This window comes from Methyloterricola oryzae (assembly GCF_000934725.1).
GTDB lineage: Bacteria > Pseudomonadota > Gammaproteobacteria > Methylococcales > Methylococcaceae > Methyloterricola > Methyloterricola oryzae.
In genome coordinates this window covers 116890-136571 of sequence record NZ_JYNS01000001.1, presented here as the reverse complement: position 1 = coordinate 136571, position 19682 = coordinate 116890, and the positions used below count along the sequence as shown (strand labels likewise).

Genomic DNA, 19682 nt, shown 5'->3' with positions numbered 1-19682 from the left:
ACCATGAGCGATTGCCGAACGCCTGTCCCGCCCGAGTTGCTTCGTTTTCGGGTCGATCCTGCCGGTTTCGATTTCGCCAGCACCGATGAACTGGAACCCTACCTGGGTGTGCTGGGACAGGAGCGGGCGCAGGCCGCCATCGAATTCGGCGTCGCCATGCAGCGGCCGGGTTACAACATATTTGTCATGGGCGATCCCGGCTGCGGCCGGCTGTCCCTGGTCACCCATTACCTGCAGACCCGGGCACACGACCTGGCGGTGCCCTCCGACTGGCTCTACCTCAACAATTTCACCGATATTCGCCAACCCCTGGCCTTGGAACTGCCGGCGGGGAAGGGCAAGTCCCTGGTGGCCGACATGGAGGCCTTCGTCGACAATCTGATGGCGACCTTTCCCACCGCCTTCGAAAACCCCGCCTTCCAGCGCGGCAAGCAGGCCATCGAACTGGAATTCAACCAGCGTTACAGCCGCGCCATCGACGAAGTGGAAGCCGCCGCGCGCGCCGAGAGCATCGCCCTATTCCGCGAAGGTGATTCCGTGTCCTTCTCGCCCATGCTGGGTGGCGAGCCGGTGAGCGAGGAGGAGTTCGCCGGGTTCCCCGAGGAGGAGCGGGAGGCTTTTCATGCCACGGCCAAGCGCCTGGAGAAAAACCTCAACGACGCGCTGATGGCCCTACCCCAGTGGAAGCGGGAGAGCAGCGAGCGCCTGCGGCAGCTACAGCAGGATACCATCACCCAGGCGGTGGAGCCCCTGCTGGTCGGCCTAGCCGAAACCTATGGCGAGGCGCCGGCGCTGCTGCGCTATCTGGAGGATGCCCGGCACGACCTGCTGCGCACGGTGGCCGAGATGCTCATGGAAGACCGGCCGCTGGAGGGGCGGGATGAAGTGAGCAAGCGCCAGGACCTGGTCAACCGCTACTGCCCCAAGCTGCTGGTGAGCCACGCCGGCGAGGATGCGCCGGTGGTGTATGAACCCAATCCCACCTACGGCAACCTGTTCGGCCGGGTGGAATACGTGAACGAGCAGGGCGCCCTGGTCACCCATTACAAGTTGATTTATCCGGGGGCCGTGCACCAGGCCAATGGCGGTTACCTGATCCTCGATGCGGAGAAGCTGGTGTCCGAGCCGCATGTGTGGCCGGCGCTGAAGCGGGCCTTGAAGAACCGCCAGATCCGCATCGAGGCGCCCCAGCAGGATCCCGGCCAGGTGGCGGTGGTGACCCTCAATCCCGAGGAAATACCGCTGCGGGTCAAGATCGTGCTCATCGGCGACGCCGAACTTTATTACGTCATGCAGGCCCTGGACGATGAGTTCAATGAGCTGTTCCGTGTGCTGGCGGATTTCGATGACCACCTGACCCGCAATGCCGCCACAACCCTGGACCTGGCCCGCCTCATCAGGGCCCATGCGGATGAAACTGGCTGCCCGGCCCTGACGCCGGCGGCGGTGGCGCGGCTGGTGGAGGTCAGCATCCGCCACGCCGGGCATACCGGGCGTTTGTCCGCACGCATCGGCGATCTGTTTGAACTGGTGGGCGAAGCGGACTTGCTCCGCGGGCGTGAGGGCGGCGCCGCGATCGACCAGTCCCACGTGGAGTCCGCCCTGCGCCTTCGCGAGCAGCGCCTGGGCCGCATCAGCCAGCAGTTGCGGGAGGAAGTGCTGGAGGGGAGGGTGCTCATCGACACCGCCGGGTCCGCCGTGGGCAAGATCAACGGGCTGACCGTGCTGGAAGTGGGCGACAGCCGTTTCGGCATGCCGGCGCGCATCACGGCAACCCTGTACCCTGGCACCCGAGGGGTGGTGGACATCGAGCGCGAGGTGCTGCTGGGGCAGGCGATTCATTCCAAGGGCATCATGATCCTCTCGGGCTATTTGGGGCATCGCTATGCGCGGGATTTCCCGCTGGCCGTATCCGCCAACATCGCCATCGAGCAGTCCTACGGCTATGTGGACGGCGACAGCGCCTCCCTGGCCGAAGTGTGCGCCCTCATCTCGGCGCTTACCGGCATCCCCATTCGCCAGTCCCTCGCCACCACCGGGTCCATCAACCAGTACGGCGAAGTTCAGGCGGTGGGCGGCGTTAACGAGAAGATCGAGGGTTTTTTCCGGTTGTGCGCCGAGCGCGGGTTCCATGGCGAACACGGGGTGATCATCCCCAAGGCCAACCTCAGCAGCCTGATGCTGGAGCAGGATGTGGTGGAAGCCGCGACGCGCGGCGACTTCGCGGTGTACTCCGTGGATTCCGTGGACGAGGCTCTTGCCTTGCTGACCGGCATTGCGGCGGCCACGGTGAACGCCAAAGCGGTGTCAAAACTGCGTTCTTTGTCCCGCCTCAGCGGCAACGGCCGCTCGCGCTAGCGCCGATGCGAGGTATGCGTAATTCCGCCTGACGCGGTGCCGATGTCTTGCAAATTTGCTGACATGGTCATACAGTTGGATCGCCGCCATGCGGCAGTCGGGGATGTAGCTCAGCTGGGAGAGCGCCGCGTTCGCAATGCGGAGGTCGTGAGTTCGATCCTCATCATCTCCACCAGACACCAGGGCCCGGATAGTTTCCGGGCCTTTTTTGTGTCCGGGGTTCCGGCGTGGCATGAGGTTTTCGGCGCCGCGAGCGGCGCTGATACAATGAGGCACCTCCATCCATCTCATCCTCACGCACGATGAAGCCGATTCCTCCAAACTCCGTGCAGATCGTCGCCAGAACTGGCCCGGCGGGCTTGAGCAGGGCACAGAAGCGCTTCAATAGCCTGATCAAGAAGCTGGACAAGCAGAAGGCGAGCCTCAACGAGTGGTCCGAATCCATACCCCGCATTCATCAGTATGCGGCGAAGGATTACGAACCGCTGATTGACGAGTACCGTGCCCTGGAGACCCAGCATCTGCGCCTGCTGGATGAGGCCCATTCAAACTCCGCCTTCAAGAAGCCCGAGCGCCGCAAACTCAGCCATCTGATCCGTGAGGTCGCCGGTTCGCTCATCACGGGGGGGCGCGACGATGAATTGAAGGAAATCTACAACCGGCACAGTGACGCCGATTATGATGAGGACCAGCGCGCCATGGAGGCGAGTGCGGGCGAATATATCAAGTCGATGATGGAGGACATGCTGGGGATGGACCTAAAGCATGTGGACACGAGCTCGCCGGAAAAGCTCCAGGATTTTCTTCAGGACCAGATGCAGGCGGAGCGGGCCGAACGCGAGGCCCGCCAGGCCAAACGCAAGAAGAGCAAGAAGCAAGTGGCGCTGGAGGCGCAACAGGAGGCCGAGCGTCTCCGCATCAAGCAATCCATCCAGGAGATCTACCGCAAACTGGCCACCCAGTTGCATCCAGACCGGGAGCCTGACCCCCACGAGCGCGAGCGCAAGACGCGGCTGATGCAGGAAGTCAACCAGGCTTATGGCAAGAAAGACCTGCTTGCATTGCTGGAACTGCAGTTGCAGGCGGAGCAGATCGATCAGGGCCACATCAACCAGATCGCCGAGGACCGCCTCGAGTCCTATAACCGCTTGCTCAAGGAGCAGTCCGATGAATTGCAGCGGGAAATTGCTGAAATCGAACGGGAATGGAAGATGCAGCTGAACCTGCCGCCCTATGCCGTGGTGACGCCCAGGGCCTTGATGGCCCGATTGCGCGATGACATCCAGGGCTTGCGCTACCAGATCGCCATGGTCAAACGGGACCTGGCTGCGCATGCCGATACCCAGAACCTCAAGGCGTGGCTCAAGGCCTACAAGGTTCCGAAGCCGCGCGCGTTTGACGATTTCCTTGGGGACCTAGGGCCGTTCGGACGAGGCTGAGGGCAGTCTGTTCTTGCCAGGAGTTCATCGTGGCGCGGGCCACGGCAATTTTATCTACGGGGGAAAGATCGCGATGTCCAAGTTCCGTTTAGCCGGGGTGTTCCTGTGCCTGCTCGCCGCGAGCGGCTGTTCCGAGCCCGGTTCGAAGCCCGATGCGGTGATCCATTCGCCAGGTTACAAGTGGCACCCTGGGCATTACCTCAATGCCTACTGGGGCAAGTACATTTCAGTCCAGATACGGCAGGCTCAATCCAGCCCTGCCTTCAAAGGCATCAGTGTCATTCATGGCTGGTGGGATCTGGAGAAGGACAAGGACCAGTACGATTTCAGCGCGATAGACCGTGAACTGGAGGCCGTTCAATCAGCCGGCCTGCAACTCATCATTCAGGTTGCGGATCGGAGCTTCAAGGATCAGGACTGCGCACCGGCCTACTTGCGGACGCCGGCTTTTGGCGGCGGGCAGTCCCGCGTCGGTAAAAAGTGCACGGTGCTACGGCACAATCCGGCGGTGCAGGACCGTTTGATCGCTCTGTACCAGGCCTTGGGTCAACGCTATGACAGCCACCCGAACTTTGAGGCGGTCATGATGGAGGAAGACAGCATGGAGAAAAAGGGCACTAACTTGGACGGCTACAGCGATCGCGCCTATATCGATCAGTCCAAGCGCGGCATGAGCGCATTGGCTCAGGCCTTTCCGCATACGGTGGTGTTCAAATGGCTGAACTGGGGGCCCGGCATACCGGAGCTTTTCGCTCACGCATGTAGTCTCGGCATCGGCGTCGGCGCCCCGGACCTGGATCCCAAGTTGAAGACCTGGGCGTATCCCGCGCCCTGGCAGCAATACGCCCACAAGATACCCCTGGAAATGTCGGTGCAGGATCCACGCGTACAAAAAACCGTGCTCAACGGCAGCGACGTGCGGGCGATCTTCGATTTCGGCACCAGTGATCCGCCGTCAGGCCTGGCATTGAATTACATCGTCTGGGACCAACCCGAGAAGCCGGGCGTCATCAGCTTTCAGAACGACATCAAACCCTATATCGTTCAGCGGGATGGCTTCATTCAGCGCGCTTGCCCCGCAGTGCTCGCCTCTCGGGGCGGCTGCCGGTGATGTAAAGGCCGTGCCCGAATGTTTCGGACAGGCCAATGGAAGGAGACTCTGTCATGAATGGCGATAAGCCTCGCTGGGATTTGCCTGCCGTCTCGACCCGGGTGCCGCTGCGCACGGTTCTGTCCGTCCTGCTGGTGCTCGTGTTTCTCTGGACCAGTTATTACACCATTCCCGCCGAGTCAGAGGGCGTGGTGCTGCGCTTCGGCAAGTTCATCGCCAAGGTGCCGCCGGGCCTGCACTTCAAGATTCCATTCGGCGTGGATCAGGTGACGGTGGTGCCGACGCAGCGCCAGCAGAAGCTGGAGTTCGGTTTCGCCACGTCGGAATACACCAATCCGGACCAGGTCGGTGTTGACCCGGACAAGGAACGCTCCATGGTGACGGGCGACCTGAATTCCGCCCTGGTGGAGTGGATCGTGCAGTACCGCATCACCGAGCCCGAAAAATACCTGTTCGATGTGCGCCAGCCCGGCCTGACCCTGCGCGATATCTCGGAAGCGGTGATGCGCGAGGTTGTGGGCGACCGCACGGTGGACGAGATCATCACCATCGGGCGTCAGGAAATCGAGGAGGCGGCACTGTTGCGCATCAAGGACCTGGCCGGGCTCTATCAACTCGGCGTGTCCATCAATCAGGTGCAGCTCAAGAATGTCAATCCGCCGGAGCCGGTGCAGCCTTCGTTCAACGAGGTCAACCGGGCGCAGCAGGACCGGGAGAATGTCATCAACCTGGCCAATGGTGAGTACAACAAGGCGGTGCCGCGCGCCCGGGGCGAGGCGGACCAGCAGGTGCGTGCGGCGGAAGGCTATCGCTTCAAGCGCATCAACGAGGCCGAGGGCGATGTGGCGGCTTTCGGCGCGGTCCTGGAGCAGTACGTCAAGGCGCCCGAGGTGACCCGCACACGCATCTACCTGGAGACCCTGGGCGAGGTGTTGCCCCAGGCGCGCCAACAGATCATCGTCGATGACACGGTGCAGCAGATCCTGCCCATGCTGCCCTTCCCGACGCCGCCGGAGGCATCGAAATGAACCTCTCGCCCAAGCTGGCCCTTGCCATCGCATTCATTGGCCTGGTGGCGCTGAGTGCCGCCTTTACCGTGGACCAGACCGAACAGGTGATCGTCACCCAGTTCGGCCGACCGGTAGGCGACCCCATCACTGAGCCGGGCCTGCATTTCAAGCTGCCCCTGATCCAGCAGGTGAACCGTTTCGACAAGCGCTATCTGGCCTGGGACGGCCCCATGGTGGAGATGTCCACCAAGGACAAGACCTACGTGCAGGTGGACACTTTTGCGCGCTGGCGCATCACCGATCCCATGCGCTATTACTTGCGGCTGCGCGACGAGCGCAGCGCGCAGTCGCGCCTGGAGGACATACTCGGAAGCGAAACGCGCACCGCCATTGCCCGTCATGAGCTGATCGAGGTGGTGCGCACCGACAAGGACCGGCAGCCGCTGCAGGATCAGAGCCTGATGGACGCCGCTTCCAGCCTGGGCAATCTGGGTCAGCTGCGCCCCATCCACAGTGGGCGGGTGGCCATCGAGAAGGGCATCTTCGCCGCGGCCGCGCCCAAGCTGGCGGAGTTTGGCATCGAGTTGCTGGACGTGCGCTTCAAGCGCATCAATTACAACCCGGAGGTGCTGGAGCGCATCTATCAGCGCATGATCAGCGAGCGCCTGCAGATCGCCCAGCGTTTCCGCTCGGAAGGCGAGGGCGAGGCCGCCCGCATCAACGGCAACAAGGAGCGCGACATCAACGAGATCGCCTCCACCGCCTACAAGCGGGTGCAGGAGATCCGCGGCGAGGCCGACGCCAAGGCCACGGAGATCTATGCCAAGGCTTACACGCAAAAGCCGGAGGCGGCCGAGTTCTACCGCTTCCTCAAGAGCATGGACACCTACCGCCGGGTGGTGGATGGCGATGCCACCCTGGTGCTGTCCACCCGCAGCGATCTCTACGCGCTGCTCAAGCGCGCGGAGGACAAGGGCGGCCACTGAGTCGCCGGGATTTTGAACCACGGGCACATCGGGCAGGTATCCATGGACATACTGACGCAAAGACTGGTGGAGTTGGAAAGCCGGCTGGCTTATCAGGACGATCTGGTGGTGACGCTGAACGATGTCGTCAGCCGTCAGCAACTGCAGATCGACCGACTGGAGGCCACGGTCAGGGTCTTGCTGGATCGGGTGCAGCGCCTGTCGGCGCTGGCGGAAGGTGCCGATCCCGCTGCAGAGGAAAGACCGCCCCATTATTGAGGCCGCGGCTTCGTTCAAGCAGCCAAGCCATTGGAACGAGCGGGTCAAAATCCGTTCTCGACGAGACGGCACGCCAACTGCGGGTGCCGAGCAGGGCGGCGATCGCTTCAGGCTGCGCGGCGGCGCAGGCGCATGAATAGGCCCGGGTCGGGTTTCTGTGTCACCGCCAGTGCCGGCTCGACCGGTTCTGGTGACACCGGCTCCAAATCATAGAACTGGGCGATGAGGGCCAGCATCAGGCAGGCTTCGGTGAGCGCGAGGTGATTCCCCACGCAGACCCGGGGCCCTGCGCCGAAAGGCATGAAAGCCAGGCGGTGCGCGGGCTTGCCGGCTTCGTCCAGGAAGCGTTCGGGTTGGAACCGGTGCGGATCGCTCCAGTATTCCGGGTGGCGGTGGATATTGCGGATGTTCACGAAGACCGTCGAGCCGCGAGGCAGCAGGCAGCCTTCCATGTGCGTATCCTGCGTCACCCGGCGCATGATGCCGACGGCGGGCGGATAGAGCCGCAGCGCCTCCTCGAAGACCGCGCGGGTGAAGGGCAGTCGGGGCAGGTCATCCACGCGGGGATTGCGCCCGCCCAGAACGTCGCTCAGTTCCCGCTGGAGCCGGTCTTTCGCCTCGGGGTGCCGTCCCAGCAGGTACCAGGTCCAGGTCAGCGCCACCGCCGTGGTTTCGTGGCCCGCGGCAAACACGGTCAGCGCCTCGTCGCGGATCAAGGCGTCGTCCATGCCCTGGCCGCTTTCCGGGTCGCGCGCTTCCAACAGCAGGTCCAGCAGGTCGCCGCGGCGCATCCCCCCTTGACGCCGCTGCGCGATCAGCCCACCGATCAGCCGGTGCAGAATGCCCTTGGCGCGCCTAAAGCGCAGATTGCCTGGCGTCGGCACCCAGACTGGCCGCAGGAAGGGGTTCTGCATGCTCTGCGCGGCGTATTCCAATGCGGTCTTCAGGGCAGGTCCGAGCACGTGGACTTGGTCCAACACGCTGGTGCCGAACATGGTGCGGGTGATGATCTCCAAGGTCAGCCGCATCATCTCCTCGCCCACATCCACCACCGAGCCGTCGCCGAGCCGGTTCCAACGTTCCAGCAGCCGCTCACCCGCGCCGATGATTTCGTCTTCCATGGCGCCCACGGAACTGCGATGGAACAGGGGTTGGATGAGACGGCGTTGCCGCTTCCACAGGGCTCCGCTGCTGGTTACCAGGCCTTGGCCCAGCACCAGGGCGATGCCCCGCGGCTGCTCCGGCCGGTAGGTCTTTACGAAGAGCTCCGGCTGATCGATCAGGGCCTGCTGCGCCAACCGCGGGTGGCTGAGCATGTGCAGCACATGGGTTCCGAGCCTAAAGCGCACCAGGTCGCCGTAAGTGTCGAACCATTCGCCCATCTGCTGCAGCGGGTGGCGTTTGAAAGTCCCGAGGTTGCCGAGCAGAAAATCACCTGGCGGCCCGGGAGCCAGCGTGGGCGCTCGGGAGGGCAGGGGCGCGCTCACGCCGGGCCTCAAGGCGCGGTGGCGTATATCAGTTGCAGCATCTGGTCGGCGGCGCGCACCATGGCTGCATGGGTCAAATGGTTTACGCCATCCAGCAGATCAACGGCAGGGTCGACATGCGCCGCTTGGTAGAGGTTGATGGTGAAGATCTTATCCTGCTCCCGGTTCTTGAAGGCATTATCCCAGGCGGCGGAAAGCGCCAGATACTGCTCCGTCGTGATGAGACCGGGGACGCCCTCGATATTAAGGTCATCGAGGTTGTTCTGGAGTTCCACGATGACGCTGAGGCCTTTCGCGCGCGCCGCTTGCACAGCCCTTTCGGTGTTGGCGATCATGCGGGTGACACAGCCGGGCACGGCGAAATCTACGGCGAAATAGCAATCGTCCGGCAGGGTGATGATCAGATGCGTCGCGGTCGAGGCCAGACCGGCGCCGGTAGGCACTTGGCTGTATCGGAAACCCTGATCGAACTGGTTTTTCAGGCTTGGCCAGAACGGCACGCTGCCGTCGCCCACGGCATCGTAGCGCCCGTTGGGCAGATCGTAGGAGGTGGTTGCGGCCCGAGCCAGGGTGAATACCTGCAGCGCACCCTGAGCTCTTTCCACGAGCACGCTGCCAAGGCCAAAATAGCCCGGTATGGACGAGGTCTCGCTGTGTGGCGTCAGGAGCCCGATGCGGCGCCGCAACACCGGCCACTGGCCCGATCCGATGGAGGCGCCGGTGACGATTACCGCCGGCACGCTGGGCATTCCGACCAATTCCTTGGTGAGCATGCCGGCGAGCGGGGCCTTGGCTGGCAGCCAGAGCATGAGCCCGAGGCAGGCGATGTAGGGCAGAATTCTCATCGGGGTGACTCCTAATTGTGCGTGAGTGGGTCGATGTCCCAACCTGGGTTCCCAGAATGCGCGGATGGTTTATTGATGAGGCGCAGCTTATAGTGCCGTATCTCGAAAGTGGCCTTGCACGGGGCGGGCGCGGCAAGCTGCGACTGCATCTGGCTGAGGATACGGCGGCAGCCCGCGGCAGGCGCGAAGTGGCTTTCTAGGTCGTGCCCTGGTCGCTTCATGGGTGCGTCATAGCGGCATTTTATCGTCGATGGCCCGCAGATTATAAAGAAATTTCTGGTTGCCGCGGCTTCACGGGTTGCTGGCATCTTCTGCCTACGCTTATTCGCGAAGTGCGCTTTTGGCGCCGTTTATCTAGATTCCGCTGTGCGGAGAGGAAGGCATGACATGGCGGAGAATCCACGAGTCTTGACCACCGACGTCCAGATCGCGGGACTCTTGTCGCAGGTCCGGCGCGTGGCGGTGTTGGGCATTCGCTCCGAGGCCTACCGGGACAGGCCCGCCTTCTACGTCCCCGCCGCCTTGGCGCACATGGGTCTGGAGATCGTCCCCGTGGCCCTGCACGAACCGGCAGTGACTCATATCCTGGGGCAACCGGTTTACCACAGCCTGGCGGAGGTGCCGGGAACCCTGGACCTGGTGGATGTGTTTCGCCGCCCGGTGGACCTGCCGGCCCACCTGGAAGAACTCCTTGCCATACGCCCGCGCGCGGTTTGGTTCCAGTCCGGCATCCGCCATGATGCGGTGGCGGAACGCCTTGCGGCCGAAGGCATCCTGGTGGTTCAGGACCGCTGTCTGATGGTCGAATACCGGCGCTATGCCCACGCTCTGCCGGTGCGCGCCTGACGACCGGGGAACGGCTGGCGTCCGGGCGCGTCAAAGCAGTACGCGCTGAAGAGCCTACGCGCTGCCGATAAGGAGCCGAAGCGCTTAACACCACAAGAAGAGAGAAGGAGGAGGCATGAGCAGTTTGACAGGCAAAGGGGCCAGCGCCCCGGTACAGGCATTTTTCAACCGCAGACACCGCTTGCTGATCGGCCAGGATTGGGTCGACGCGGCGTCGGGGGCCAGCTTTGCAGTCATCGATCCGGCAACCGGCGAGACCGTCAGCCAGGCGGCCGATGGCGGAGAGGAGGACGTCAACCGCGCCGTGCGCGCGGCGCGGGCGGCGTTCGAGTCAGGCCCCTGGCGCGATCTCAAGCCGTCCGAACGCAGCCGGCTGATCTGGAAGCTGGCGGATTTGCTGGAGGCGCACGCGGAAGAGTTTGCCGAGATCGAGAGCCTGGACAACGGCAAGCCCAAGCGTGTCGCCCTGGCCTCCGACGTCGCGCTCTCCATCGAGATGTTCCGCTACATGGCGGGCTGGCCCACCAAGCTGGAGGGCACGACAGTGCCCATCAGCGTGCCGTATATGCCCGGCTCCCGGTTTCTCTCGTACACGCTACGCGAGCCGGTGGGCGTGGTTGGGCAGATCATCCCGTGGAACTTCCCGCTGCTGATGGCGGCCTGGAAACTGGGGCCCGCGCTGGCTACTGGTTGCACGGTGGTGCTCAAGCCCGCCGAGCAAACGCCCATGTCGGCCCTGCGCCTGGGTGAACTCATACTGGAAGCGGGTATTCCCCCCGGCGTGGTGAACATCGTCACCGGCGGCCCGGTGCCCGGGGCGGCCATCGCGGCGCACCCGGACGTGGATAAGGTGGCCTTCACCGGTTCGACGGAAGTGGGCAAGCTCATCGTCAAGGCTGCGGCGGGCAACTTGAAGAAGCTCACCCTGGAACTGGGCGGCAAGTCGCCCAATGTGGTGTATGCGGATGCCGATCTGGATCTGGCCATCCCCGGCGCGGCCCACGCCATCTTCTTCAACCATGGCCAGTGCTGCAACGCAGGCTCAAGGCTCTACATCCAGGAGAAGGTCTTTGACCGGGTGGTGGAAGGCGTGGCCGAGGTGGCCGGAAGGATTCGCCTAGGACCCGGCCTGGACCCGCAGACGCAGATGGGCCCGATGGTGTCGCAGGAGCAGCAGAACACTGTCTCCGGCTACCTGGAGTCGGGTTTGGCCGCGGGCGCCCGCGCCCTGGTGGGCGGCAAGCGCTGCGGCGAGCGCGGCTATTTTGTGGAACCCACGGTTCTGGTGGATGTGCAGCCGGACATGAAGGTGGTGCGCGAGGAAATCTTCGGGCCGGTGGTGACCGCGATGCCCTTCCGCGAGCCGGAAGAGGTGCTGCCGGTGGCCAACGACACCATCTACGGCCTGGCGGCCGGGGTATGGACCCGCGACATCGGCAAGGCCCACCGCACGGCGGCGCGGCTACGGGCGGGTTCGGTGTGGATCAACTGCTACCACGTGTTCGACGCCGCGCTGCCCTTCGGTGGCTACAAGCAGTCCGGGTGGGGTCGGGAGATGGGGCACGATGTGCTCAACAACTACACCGAGGTGAAGGCGGTCACCGTCAACCTGGACGCCTAGGCTTCGCTCCGCGCGGGCGGCGCCCTTCAGCGCGCCGCCGCTTTCGCCGGGCCAGCCTCGCTGACGGCCGCCAGGGCATTCTCCCGGGTGGGCGCCGCCGGGGTTTCCGAGCGCGCAAGCATGGGAATCAGGGTCGGCGATAGCGATTTCAACACCTGCACCGGCAGCGCGCTGGTGAAGTGGAAACGGCTGGCCGCCGGTCCCTTGACGTAGGCGGTGAGTGCGCCGAAGTGGCGGTCGCCGAGCATGAAGGTGAATGTGGCGGTGCGGCTGACCACTTCCTCCGCCAGCAAGCGGCCACCGGGTCCATTGATGCGGCGGCGGTGGTCGCCGGTGCCGGTCTTGCCGGCGATGATCAGCGCCTGTCCGCCCAGTTTGTAGGCGCCGCGCACGCGCACGGCGGTGCCGTTTTCCACCACCCCGGTCAGTGCCTTGCGGGCCGCCGCGGCCACTTCCGGCAACATCACCCGCTTCGGTTCCGCTTGGGGCAGGGCCATCTCCATCTCGTAGGGGGTGGCGGCGGCGAAGTGCACCGTGTCGAAGCGGTTCATGGGGTAACGCAGGCCCCCACTAAGCAGGATGCCCATCAGCTCCGCCAGGGCCGCCGGGCGGTCGCCGGCGGCGCCTATGGAACTGGCGTATGAGGGCGTGAAGGATTCGAAGGGATAGCCCAGGCGCTTCCAAGCCTGATGGACCATGGCGAATCCTTCCCGCTCCACCAGCATGCGGATGCGCTTGTTCTGGGCGAACTGGCGGTTGGTCTTGAACAGCCAGCGGTACACCTGCTGGCGCTCGAACACGCTGGCCTCGTTGACCTGGCTCAGGGAGGCGCCGGGATGCTTGGCCAGATAGGCCACCAGCCAAAGTTCCAGGGGGTGCACGCGGGCAATGTAGCCGCGGTCGTGCAGGTCGAAGCTGTCGATGGCGTATTTGGCGTAGAGCTTGGGTATGTCGCTGGTGGCCAGGACCCCGCGCGGCAGATGGGCCTTCAAATAGCTTTCGAATTCCGCCAGGCTGCCGGAGGGATTGACCGAGCGGTAGACGGTGGCCAGCCGCTTGGGCGCCGGATACACGCCCTTGGTGAGGAGTTCAAGCGCCTCCTGCGGCCCTTTGTCCCGGTATTTCCGGTAGAAGCGGCGCATATAGGTCCTGCCTTCCTCGTCGGCGAAGCGTTCCAGGTACTGCGTGCGCCTGGGGGCGTCGTCCTCGTCCAGCCACCGCCCGACCCCGCCGGGCTTGTAGATGTGGTGGTAGACCACGTCCCGCATCAGGCGGATGAATACCAGGTTCACCGACTGCTCCAGGGCGCGGCGCACGCTCATGATGCGGTTGTTGTCGTCCTTGTTGAAATTGGCGAACACATGCAGGCCGCCGCCGGTCATGAAGGCTTCGCCGGGACTGGCGGAGTAGCGTCGTTCCAGGGCGGCTTCCAGGATGTCGGGCAGGCCGATCTGTGGTGTGGCAAGGAGCTGATCGATGACCCAGCGCGAGAGGTAGTCGCGCGGGTGCAGTTCAACCGACTTCAGGGTCTTGGCCGGGGTGCCGGCATACTGCTGGTGCAACTCCGCGATCAATTCCAGGTAATGCACCATGGTGCGCATCTTGGCGGTGGAGCCGAGGTCCAGCTTGATGCCGTCGCTGATGTCCAGCGGATCGTTCTGGTTGTCGGTCTGCACCCGCAGCAGATTGCCCTGCGGGCCCTGTTCGTAGAGCACCAGGCTGTAGACGATGTCGCTCAGGTCATTGTTGGCATCCAGCAGGCGAAAGCCCATGACGCCGGCATCCAGGGCGGCCTGCGGTTCGCTCAGGCGGCGCAGGGCCGCGGTGACGGCGGTCTGCGTGCGCGGGTCGAGGGTGGCGCGGGCGCTGGCATCCAACCGGTCCAGATCGTACAGGCGCTTCACCCCCAGGGACATGGCGAGCCGGGTGCGCAGGACATTCTGGGTCTTGTGGTCCACGTAGAAGCGGGCAGGCACCGGCTGCGGCTTGTCGTTGAAGCGGCTGCGTTCGGCCAGGGCCGCATCGCGCAACCCGGCGGGGATGACGTGCTCGTTGGCGAGCAGGCGCAGGTGCTGGTCCGCCAGCTGCTCCAGGTCTTCGCGCCCGGCCAGCAGGTAATAGGAGGGGCGGCGCTGCGCCAGCAGCAGGCAGAGCACCTGCCGATAGGCTTGGGCCTGGGCTGTTCCCAGATTTTCACCGGTGAGGCCGGCGGCCTGACCCAGCAGCTTGTTGACGGCGGCGAAGTCCGCGCCGAACCAGGCGGCAAGGCCGTCGCCCAGCCCGTTCACTTCGCCGTAGCCGGGTATCGCCGCCAGCGGCATGGAATTGAGGTAGGTCAGGGCGATCTCGCGCCGCGCCTGGGTGGTATCCGCACCGCCCAGATAGGCGCGCAGGGCGGCGCTGGCCATCTGGCGCAGCTTCTCCCGCGCTGAATCCGTGCGGCCTTCGGGGGAGTGGCGGTATTTCTCGATCTGGGTGGCCAGGGTGCTGCCCCCGGGGACATGAATGCCGGCGCCCAGTTTGCGCGCGACCAGGTCGAGGCTGGCGCGCGCCAGACGGTCCCACTCCACCGCCGGATTGCGGTGCGGATGCTCCTCATCCAGCAGCTCCCGGTTTTCGATGTAGAGCAGGGTATTCAGAATCACCGGCGGAATGGCGTCGAACGCCGGGTAGACTCGCGCCGGGTAGACGGCCTCGTACACCGGGTTGCCGTCGCGATCGACCAGGCTCAGGCCGGCCTGGGTTTTCTCTGGATAGGGCGGAAACAAACCGCGTTCCGCCACCTCGAGCAGCTTGGGCGAGAAGCGCGCCTGGCTGGCTACCGCGAAGCCCTGGTTGCGCAGGCGCTGGGCGAACTGGGGCAGCAGGGCGTAGCCCAGCCGGATGTCATAGGGGCCTGCCTGGGGGTAGCGCACCGCGTTCGTGGGTCCTTTTTCCAGGCGGTAGGACATCCGGGCGGCCAGCTCCGATAAATAGCGCGCCTGCAGGTCGGAACTGCGCATTTCCTTGAGTGCCGCATAGCCGCCGACTGCCAGTAGGCCGACCACGGCACCGGTGAGTAACAACCTGAACAATAACTTCCCGCATCCTTTCATACATCGAGTCGGAAGGCTGAATGAAATTTAGCAAAAGCTTAGACCGGCGCGGGGACCCCCGTGCGGACGAAACCGCCTTGCCGGACGAAATATTTTCGCGGGGCCGCCACGGGGCCAGCGGGCACCGCTTCATCCCGGGGTAGCACGGCCACGCGCGCCTGCCTCATTCCGCCCAGACCGACCAGCGCTCGGACCGCAGGGCCGCGGCTATGGCCTGCGCGCGGCCTTCCTGCAAGGCGTCGCCGGCAACTGTCGCGTCGATTCCGGAGCAGGCTTCCAGTGCGGCCTGCAGCAAAGCTGCCTTGGGGTATTCCGGGAAGTTGCGGTTGCCGTAGGCGCGGTAGTCGCAGGCGCACAGCGTCAACAACTGCTGGAACCGCTGGGGTCGTTGGAAGGCGTCCACCCGCTCCAGCATGGCGGCGATCGGTCCGGCACGCATCGGCGTGACCCGATGCACCCGTTCCAGCTCCGCCAGGGCGAGCAGGGCGAGTTCGCGGCAGTCATCGGAGACGCCGAAGCGCTGGCTCAGGTCCAGGATGCGGGGATGGCCGCGCTCCACATGCCGGTAATGGACGGGCAGGTGTTCCTTCGGCGAGTCCGCCTTGCCCACGTGCATCACCAGCGCCGCGTAGCGTACCGGCAAAGGCGCATGGCAGGCCGCCGCCTCGTCCAGCACCCGCAGCAGGTGCAAGCCGATATCCACCTGGCTCGGATCGTCGGAGATCTGCGGCACGCCGAAGACGGCGGCCACCTCGGGCAATATGACGCGCAGCGCGCCGCACTCGGAGAGGGCGCGCAACATATGGGAAGGGGCTTGCGACATCAGCCCGCGTTCCAGTTCCGGCCAGATGGCGGCAGGCGCCACGGTCTCCAGCACGCCGGCCTCCACCTGCTCGTACATCAGGTCCAGGGTGTCGTCGTCGAGACGGCCGCCGGGGCCGGCGGAAAGGGCTGCCAGACGCAGGATGCCCAGCGCCGGGTCGGTCTGAACCAGCTCCGAGGAGCGTATGGGTGAGTCGGAATTCATGGTGGGCCCGCCTTAATGAATTTTCCCAATGGTCACGGTAGAATGGCGCGGGCGTCAACGGTAAGCGGCTGCGTCTCGGGGAAATTCAGTGCAACCAGATCCGGTCTGGTGCAGGGGCGCGCAGGAGCCGCCAGGGGGTTTCGGATTTACTCCCCACGCAAAGCTAACATGCGCTTGTAAGGGCAGGCTATACGCATAATTGTGTAGTCCGTAATCCCTCGGCGCGCGCGTGCCGGCTACCGGATCGCCGCGGGGCGTCCAAGGCCCGGAAATATTTAGATGTGGGATCAGGGGATTTGCGGATAGGTAGGGGGTTACAGCGGGCGTATACTACGGCAAAGGATTTGACGGCTTGATATCCCGAGGGCACAGGCAGAAGGAGCCGGCCTGGTTCCCGCCTTCCGACCCGCTCAAAGCGCATTTATGGGCATGCAAGAAGCGACACTCAACAGCGGCGCGGGTCCAAGGGTTTCCTTGGACCATCCGACCCTGCTGTTTTCTTCAGGCAGCCACCGGGTGTTCTGGCTGGGGATCACCGACGAAACGGCGTTTCGCTGCAATGCCTATATGGTATGCGACGGCGACGAGGCCATCCTGATCGATCCCGGCAGCAAACTGTTCTTTTCCCAAGTGCGGGAGCGGGTCGCGCAGATACTGTCCCCGGAACAGGTCAGCGGCATGGTCCTGTGCCACCAGGATCCGGACGTGGCGGCCTCCATGACGGATTGGCTGGACGTCAATCCGGAAATGCGGGTGTGCACCAGTCCCAGGACCCGGGTGCTGCTGCCGCATTTCGGCCGCAGGGATTTCCAGGTCCACGACACCGCCGAGAACCCTCGTCTGGATCTGCCCAGCGGCGCCTGCCTGCAGTTTATCGACGCGCCCTACCTGCATTCCCCTGGCGCCTTCGCCACCTACGACAGTGCCGCCCGTTTCCTGTTCTCCGGGGACATCTGGGCGGCCCTGGATCTGGATTGGAGTCTGACGGTGCCGTCCTTCGCTGAACATATCCCCAAGATGGATTTGTTCCATCTGGATTACATGGGCTCCAATCTGGCGGCGCGGGGCTTTGTCAAGCGAATCGAGGATCTGGCCATCGATGCCATCCTGCCCCAGCACGGGTCCATCATCCAGGCCGGCGATGTGCCGGCCGCCCTGGATTATCTGCGTGAAATCCGCTGCGGCACGGATATCGTCTACGCCGCCCTGGACGACTGAACATGGGCGACACGCAGGATCTGGAGCGTAAGGTCGAGGAGCTGGAGCGAAAAAATCGGCTGCTGGCCGAAGGCCTGCGTCAGGCGGAGCGCCTGCGACAGATCTGGGGCGATTCGGTGCAGCAGCTCAAGAGCGCCAGGGCCGAGTTGAAAGCCTCGCGGGCCTTTCTCGACCGGGTGCTGGCGGTCGCCCCCGACCCCATCGCGGTGGTCGACCGGCGCGGCCGCTTCGTGCTGGCCAACGAATCCACCGCCCGCCTGCTGGGCGTCTCCTGCGAAAGGATCATCGGCACCCGTGCCCTGCGCTGGCTGCCGGCCGACGAGCGGAGGCAGGCCCTGTTCCGCTTCCGACGGGCCTGGACCGACGGTACCGCGGATTTCACCGTAGGGGGGAGCGCCGGCACCCGGCTGGTGTTCGCCGAGTGGAGCGTGCTGGATTCGCATGATGGCAAAACCCTGGTCCTGGCGGGCCGGGACGTCACCGAGCAGCGTGGCAACCGGCGCCTGCTGAAGCTGGAGAACCAGATCCTGGCCTCCATCAGCAGCGACCTGACCCTGCCCATCATCATGGAGACCTTGTGTCATGGCATCGAGGAATTGCTGGACGGATCGCTCTGTTCCATCCTGCTGCTCGACGACGAGGGTCGCCGGCTGCGCCACGGCGCGGCGCCGAGCCTGCCGGAGGCCTATTGCGCCGTCATCGACGGTGTCGAGATCGGACCCCAGGTAGGCTCCTGCGGCACCGCCGCCTTCTGCAGCCGCCAGATCGTCGTCGCGGACATCGCCAGCGATCCCTTGTGGGCCCCTTTCAAGGACATCGCGCTCAGCCATGGCCTGCATGCCTGCTGGTCCACGCCGATTCTGTCGGCCAATGGCACCGTGCTCGGCACCTTCGCCATCTACCACCGCGCGCCCCATGTACCGTCTTCCTTCGATCTGCTGGCGGCGAGCCGGGCGGCCCATTTTTGCAGCCTGGCCCTGCACCGCAAGCGCACCGAGGAGGCGCTGTCACGCAGCGAGGCGCGCTTGCAGGAGATCACCGCCACCCTGGGCGAAGGGGTTTACGTGCTCGACGTGGCGGGCCGCATCTCCTTCGTCAATCCGGAACTGGAGCGGCTTCTGGGGTGGACCGTGGAGGAACTGATCGGCAGGAATGGCCATGATTTGTTCCATTCCCGCAAAGCGGACGGCGAGCCCTATCCGGTGGAGGCCTGTCCGGTGCACCAGGTGTTGCGGAGCGGCCTGGCCCACCGCAGCCATGAAGAGTGGTTCTGGCGCAAGGATGGAACCTGCATCCCGGTTTCCATCGTGGTCACGCCCATCATCCGTGACGGCGAGATCGTCGGTGCGGTCTCGGCGATCCAGGACATTTCCGAGCTGCGGCGCGCCCAACAGGCCCAGCAGGCAGCGGCACGCTATGCCCGCAGCCTGATCGAAGCCAGTCTGGATCCCTTGGTCACCATCAGTCCCGAAGGCAGGATCACCGATGTTAACCAGGCCTCCGAGGACATCACCGGCCTGACCCGCAGGGAATTGATCGGCACCGAGTTCGTCAATTACTTCACCGAGCCCGACATGGCCCAGGCCGGCTACCGCCAGGTGTTGGAACGGGGCAGCGTGCGTGATTATCCGCTGACCATCCGCCATCGCAACGGAATGACCCGGGACGTGCTCTACAACGCCAATGTGTACCGGGACGAGCGCGGCGAGCTGTGCGGGGTATTCGCCGCGGCGCGCGACATCACCGAGCGCAAGAAGGCGGAACAGCAGATTCACCGGCTGGCCTTCTACGACACCCTGACCGACCTGCCCAACCGCCGCCTGCTGCTGGACCGGCTGGAACATTCACTGGCCCAGGCCAAGCGGCATGGCTGGTCCATGGCGCTGCTGTTCCTGGATCTGGATGATTTCAAGCAGGTCAACGATAACTTCGGCCACGAGACTGGCGACCAGTTGCTGGTGGCGGTGGCGCTGCGGCTGCTGGCCTGCGTACGCCGCGGCGACACCGTGTGCCGCCAGGGCGGGGACGAGTTCATCATCGTCCTGGAGAACATCGACTTGGGCAGGGCGGCCCTGGCCGCAGAGAAGATCATCGGTGCCCTGGAGCAATCCATCGAGGTGAAGGGTCATGTGCTGCGGGTCACCGCCAGCATCGGCGTCGCCATCTACCCCGGCGACGGTTCCGAGGATTCCCAGGAACTGATCAAGCATGCGGATTCGGCCATGTACGAAGCCAAGCGCTCCGGCCGCAACCGCTACCGCATCCACAGCAAGCGGGAGCTATGGGCCGCGCTGACAGAGGATGAGAAGGGGCTGATGGGCCAGGACGCGAGCTGATGCCCGCCGGGTCGGGCCTGGTTTTGCCTGGCGGGGCCAGGTTCC

14 protein-coding genes and 1 tRNA gene are annotated in these 19682 nt (G+C 64.5%); 11 read left to right on the top strand and 4 right to left on the bottom strand.

The window, feature by feature from the left end; translation table 11 throughout:
- Positions 1-3: 3 nt before the first annotated feature.
- The 7 genes from EK23_RS00530 to EK23_RS00500 all read left to right on the top strand — a co-directional run bounded on the left by EK23_RS00530 (position 4) and on the right by EK23_RS00500 (position 7162).
- Complete coding sequence (locus EK23_RS00530; protein ID WP_045223330.1) at positions 4-2358, top strand: Lon protease family protein; 2355 nt, start codon at positions 4-6, stop codon at positions 2356-2358.
- Between the two features lie 99 nt (positions 2359-2457).
- Positions 2458-2533, top strand: a tRNA-Ala gene (locus EK23_RS00525).
- A gap of 127 nt (positions 2534-2660) precedes the next feature.
- Positions 2661-3797: a hypothetical protein gene (locus EK23_RS00520; protein WP_045223329.1), complete on the top strand. Its 1137-nt coding sequence runs from the start codon at positions 2661-2663 to the stop codon at positions 3795-3797.
- Positions 3798-3870: 73 nt separating this feature from the next.
- Positions 3871-4908: a hypothetical protein gene (locus EK23_RS00515; RefSeq protein WP_045223328.1), complete on the top strand. Its 1038-nt coding sequence runs from the start codon at positions 3871-3873 to the stop codon at positions 4906-4908.
- A 53-nt stretch (positions 4909-4961) separates the two neighbouring features.
- Positions 4962-5936, top strand: coding sequence for an FtsH protease activity modulator HflK (gene hflK / locus EK23_RS00510; RefSeq protein WP_097990808.1), 975 nt, complete (start codon positions 4962-4964; stop codon positions 5934-5936).
- On the top strand, positions 5933-6904 hold the full coding sequence (gene hflC, locus EK23_RS00505; RefSeq protein WP_045223326.1) for a protease modulator HflC: 972 nt from the start codon (positions 5933-5935) through the stop codon (positions 6902-6904). The genes hflK and hflC overlap by 4 nt, the downstream gene beginning before the upstream one ends.
- A gap of 42 nt (positions 6905-6946) precedes the next feature.
- Positions 6947-7162 (top strand): SlyX family protein, encoded by a 216-nt coding sequence (locus tag EK23_RS00500; RefSeq protein WP_045223325.1) that lies wholly within the window; start codon positions 6947-6949, stop codon positions 7160-7162.
- 107 nt (positions 7163-7269) lie between these two features.
- Here EK23_RS00500 and EK23_RS00495 read toward each other — a convergent pair whose 3' ends face one another.
- The gene (locus EK23_RS00495) at positions 7270-8649 is read right to left on the bottom strand and encodes a cytochrome P450 (RefSeq protein WP_052807762.1); all 1380 of its coding nucleotides are present in this window, start codon (positions 8647-8649) and stop codon (positions 7270-7272) included.
- Between the two features lie 8 nt (positions 8650-8657).
- Positions 8658-9494: a hypothetical protein gene (locus EK23_RS00490; RefSeq protein ID WP_045223324.1), complete on the bottom strand. Its 837-nt coding sequence runs from the start codon at positions 9492-9494 to the stop codon at positions 8658-8660.
- A gap of 387 nt (positions 9495-9881) precedes the next feature.
- Here EK23_RS00490 and EK23_RS00485 point away from each other — a divergent pair, with 387 nt between their 5' ends.
- Together EK23_RS00485 and EK23_RS00480 are read left to right on the top strand one after the other, a co-directional pair.
- Complete coding sequence (locus tag EK23_RS00485; protein WP_045223323.1) at positions 9882-10340, top strand: CoA-binding protein; 459 nt, start codon at positions 9882-9884, stop codon at positions 10338-10340.
- Positions 10341-10455: 115 nt separating this feature from the next.
- On the top strand, positions 10456-11961 hold the full coding sequence (locus EK23_RS00480; protein WP_045223322.1) for an aldehyde dehydrogenase family protein: 1506 nt from the start codon (positions 10456-10458) through the stop codon (positions 11959-11961).
- 26 nt (positions 11962-11987) lie between these two features.
- Here EK23_RS00480 and EK23_RS00475 read toward each other — a convergent pair whose 3' ends face one another.
- Positions 11988-15035: a transglycosylase domain-containing protein gene (locus tag EK23_RS00475; protein WP_200892047.1), complete on the bottom strand. Its 3048-nt coding sequence runs from the start codon at positions 15033-15035 to the stop codon at positions 11988-11990.
- A gap of 184 nt (positions 15036-15219) precedes the next feature.
- Positions 15220-16083: a tRNA nucleotidyltransferase/poly(A) polymerase-related protein gene (locus tag EK23_RS00470; RefSeq protein WP_045223320.1), complete on the bottom strand. Its 864-nt coding sequence runs from the start codon at positions 16081-16083 to the stop codon at positions 15220-15222.
- A 429-nt stretch (positions 16084-16512) separates the two neighbouring features.
- Between EK23_RS00470 and EK23_RS00465 the strand changes: the two genes are divergently transcribed.
- On the top strand, positions 16513-17301 hold the full coding sequence (locus tag EK23_RS00465; protein ID WP_045223888.1) for an oxygen-binding di-iron domain-containing protein: 789 nt from the start codon (positions 16513-16515) through the stop codon (positions 17299-17301).
- A gap of 2 nt (positions 17302-17303) precedes the next feature.
- Complete coding sequence (locus EK23_RS00460) at positions 17304-19637, top strand: PAS domain S-box protein (RefSeq protein ID WP_045223319.1); 2334 nt, start codon at positions 17304-17306, stop codon at positions 19635-19637.
- Positions 19638-19682 lie beyond the last annotated feature (45 nt).

Bases quoted from the DNA above. Each gene is read 5' to 3' on its own strand.
- EK23_RS00470 (WP_045223320.1), bottom strand. From the start codon at position 16,083: ATGAATTCCGACTCACCCATACGCTCCTCGGAGCTGGTTCAGACCGAC.
- hflC (WP_045223326.1), top strand. From the start codon at position 5,933: ATGAACCTCTCGCCCAAGCTGGCCCTTGCCATCGCATTCATTGGCCTG.
- EK23_RS00485 (WP_045223323.1), top strand. From the start codon at position 9,882: ATGGCGGAGAATCCACGAGTCTTGACCACCGACGTCCAGATCGCGGGA.
- EK23_RS00460 (WP_045223319.1), top strand. From the start codon at position 17,304: ATGGGCGACACGCAGGATCTGGAGCGTAAGGTCGAGGAGCTGGAGCGA.
- EK23_RS00480 (WP_045223322.1), top strand. From the start codon at position 10,456: ATGAGCAGTTTGACAGGCAAAGGGGCCAGCGCCCCGGTACAGGCATTT.
- EK23_RS00520 (WP_045223329.1), top strand. From the start codon at position 2,661: ATGAAGCCGATTCCTCCAAACTCCGTGCAGATCGTCGCCAGAACTGGC.
- hflK (WP_097990808.1), top strand. From the start codon at position 4,962: ATGAATGGCGATAAGCCTCGCTGGGATTTGCCTGCCGTCTCGACCCGG.
- EK23_RS00500 (WP_045223325.1), top strand. From the start codon at position 6,947: ATGGACATACTGACGCAAAGACTGGTGGAGTTGGAAAGCCGGCTGGCT.
- EK23_RS00530 (WP_045223330.1), top strand. From the start codon at position 4: ATGAGCGATTGCCGAACGCCTGTCCCGCCCGAGTTGCTTCGTTTTCGG.
- EK23_RS00490 (WP_045223324.1), bottom strand. From the start codon at position 9,494: ATGAGAATTCTGCCCTACATCGCCTGCCTCGGGCTCATGCTCTGGCTG.
- EK23_RS00515 (WP_045223328.1), top strand. From the start codon at position 3,871: ATGTCCAAGTTCCGTTTAGCCGGGGTGTTCCTGTGCCTGCTCGCCGCG.
- EK23_RS00465 (WP_045223888.1), top strand. From the start codon at position 16,513: ATGCAAGAAGCGACACTCAACAGCGGCGCGGGTCCAAGGGTTTCCTTG.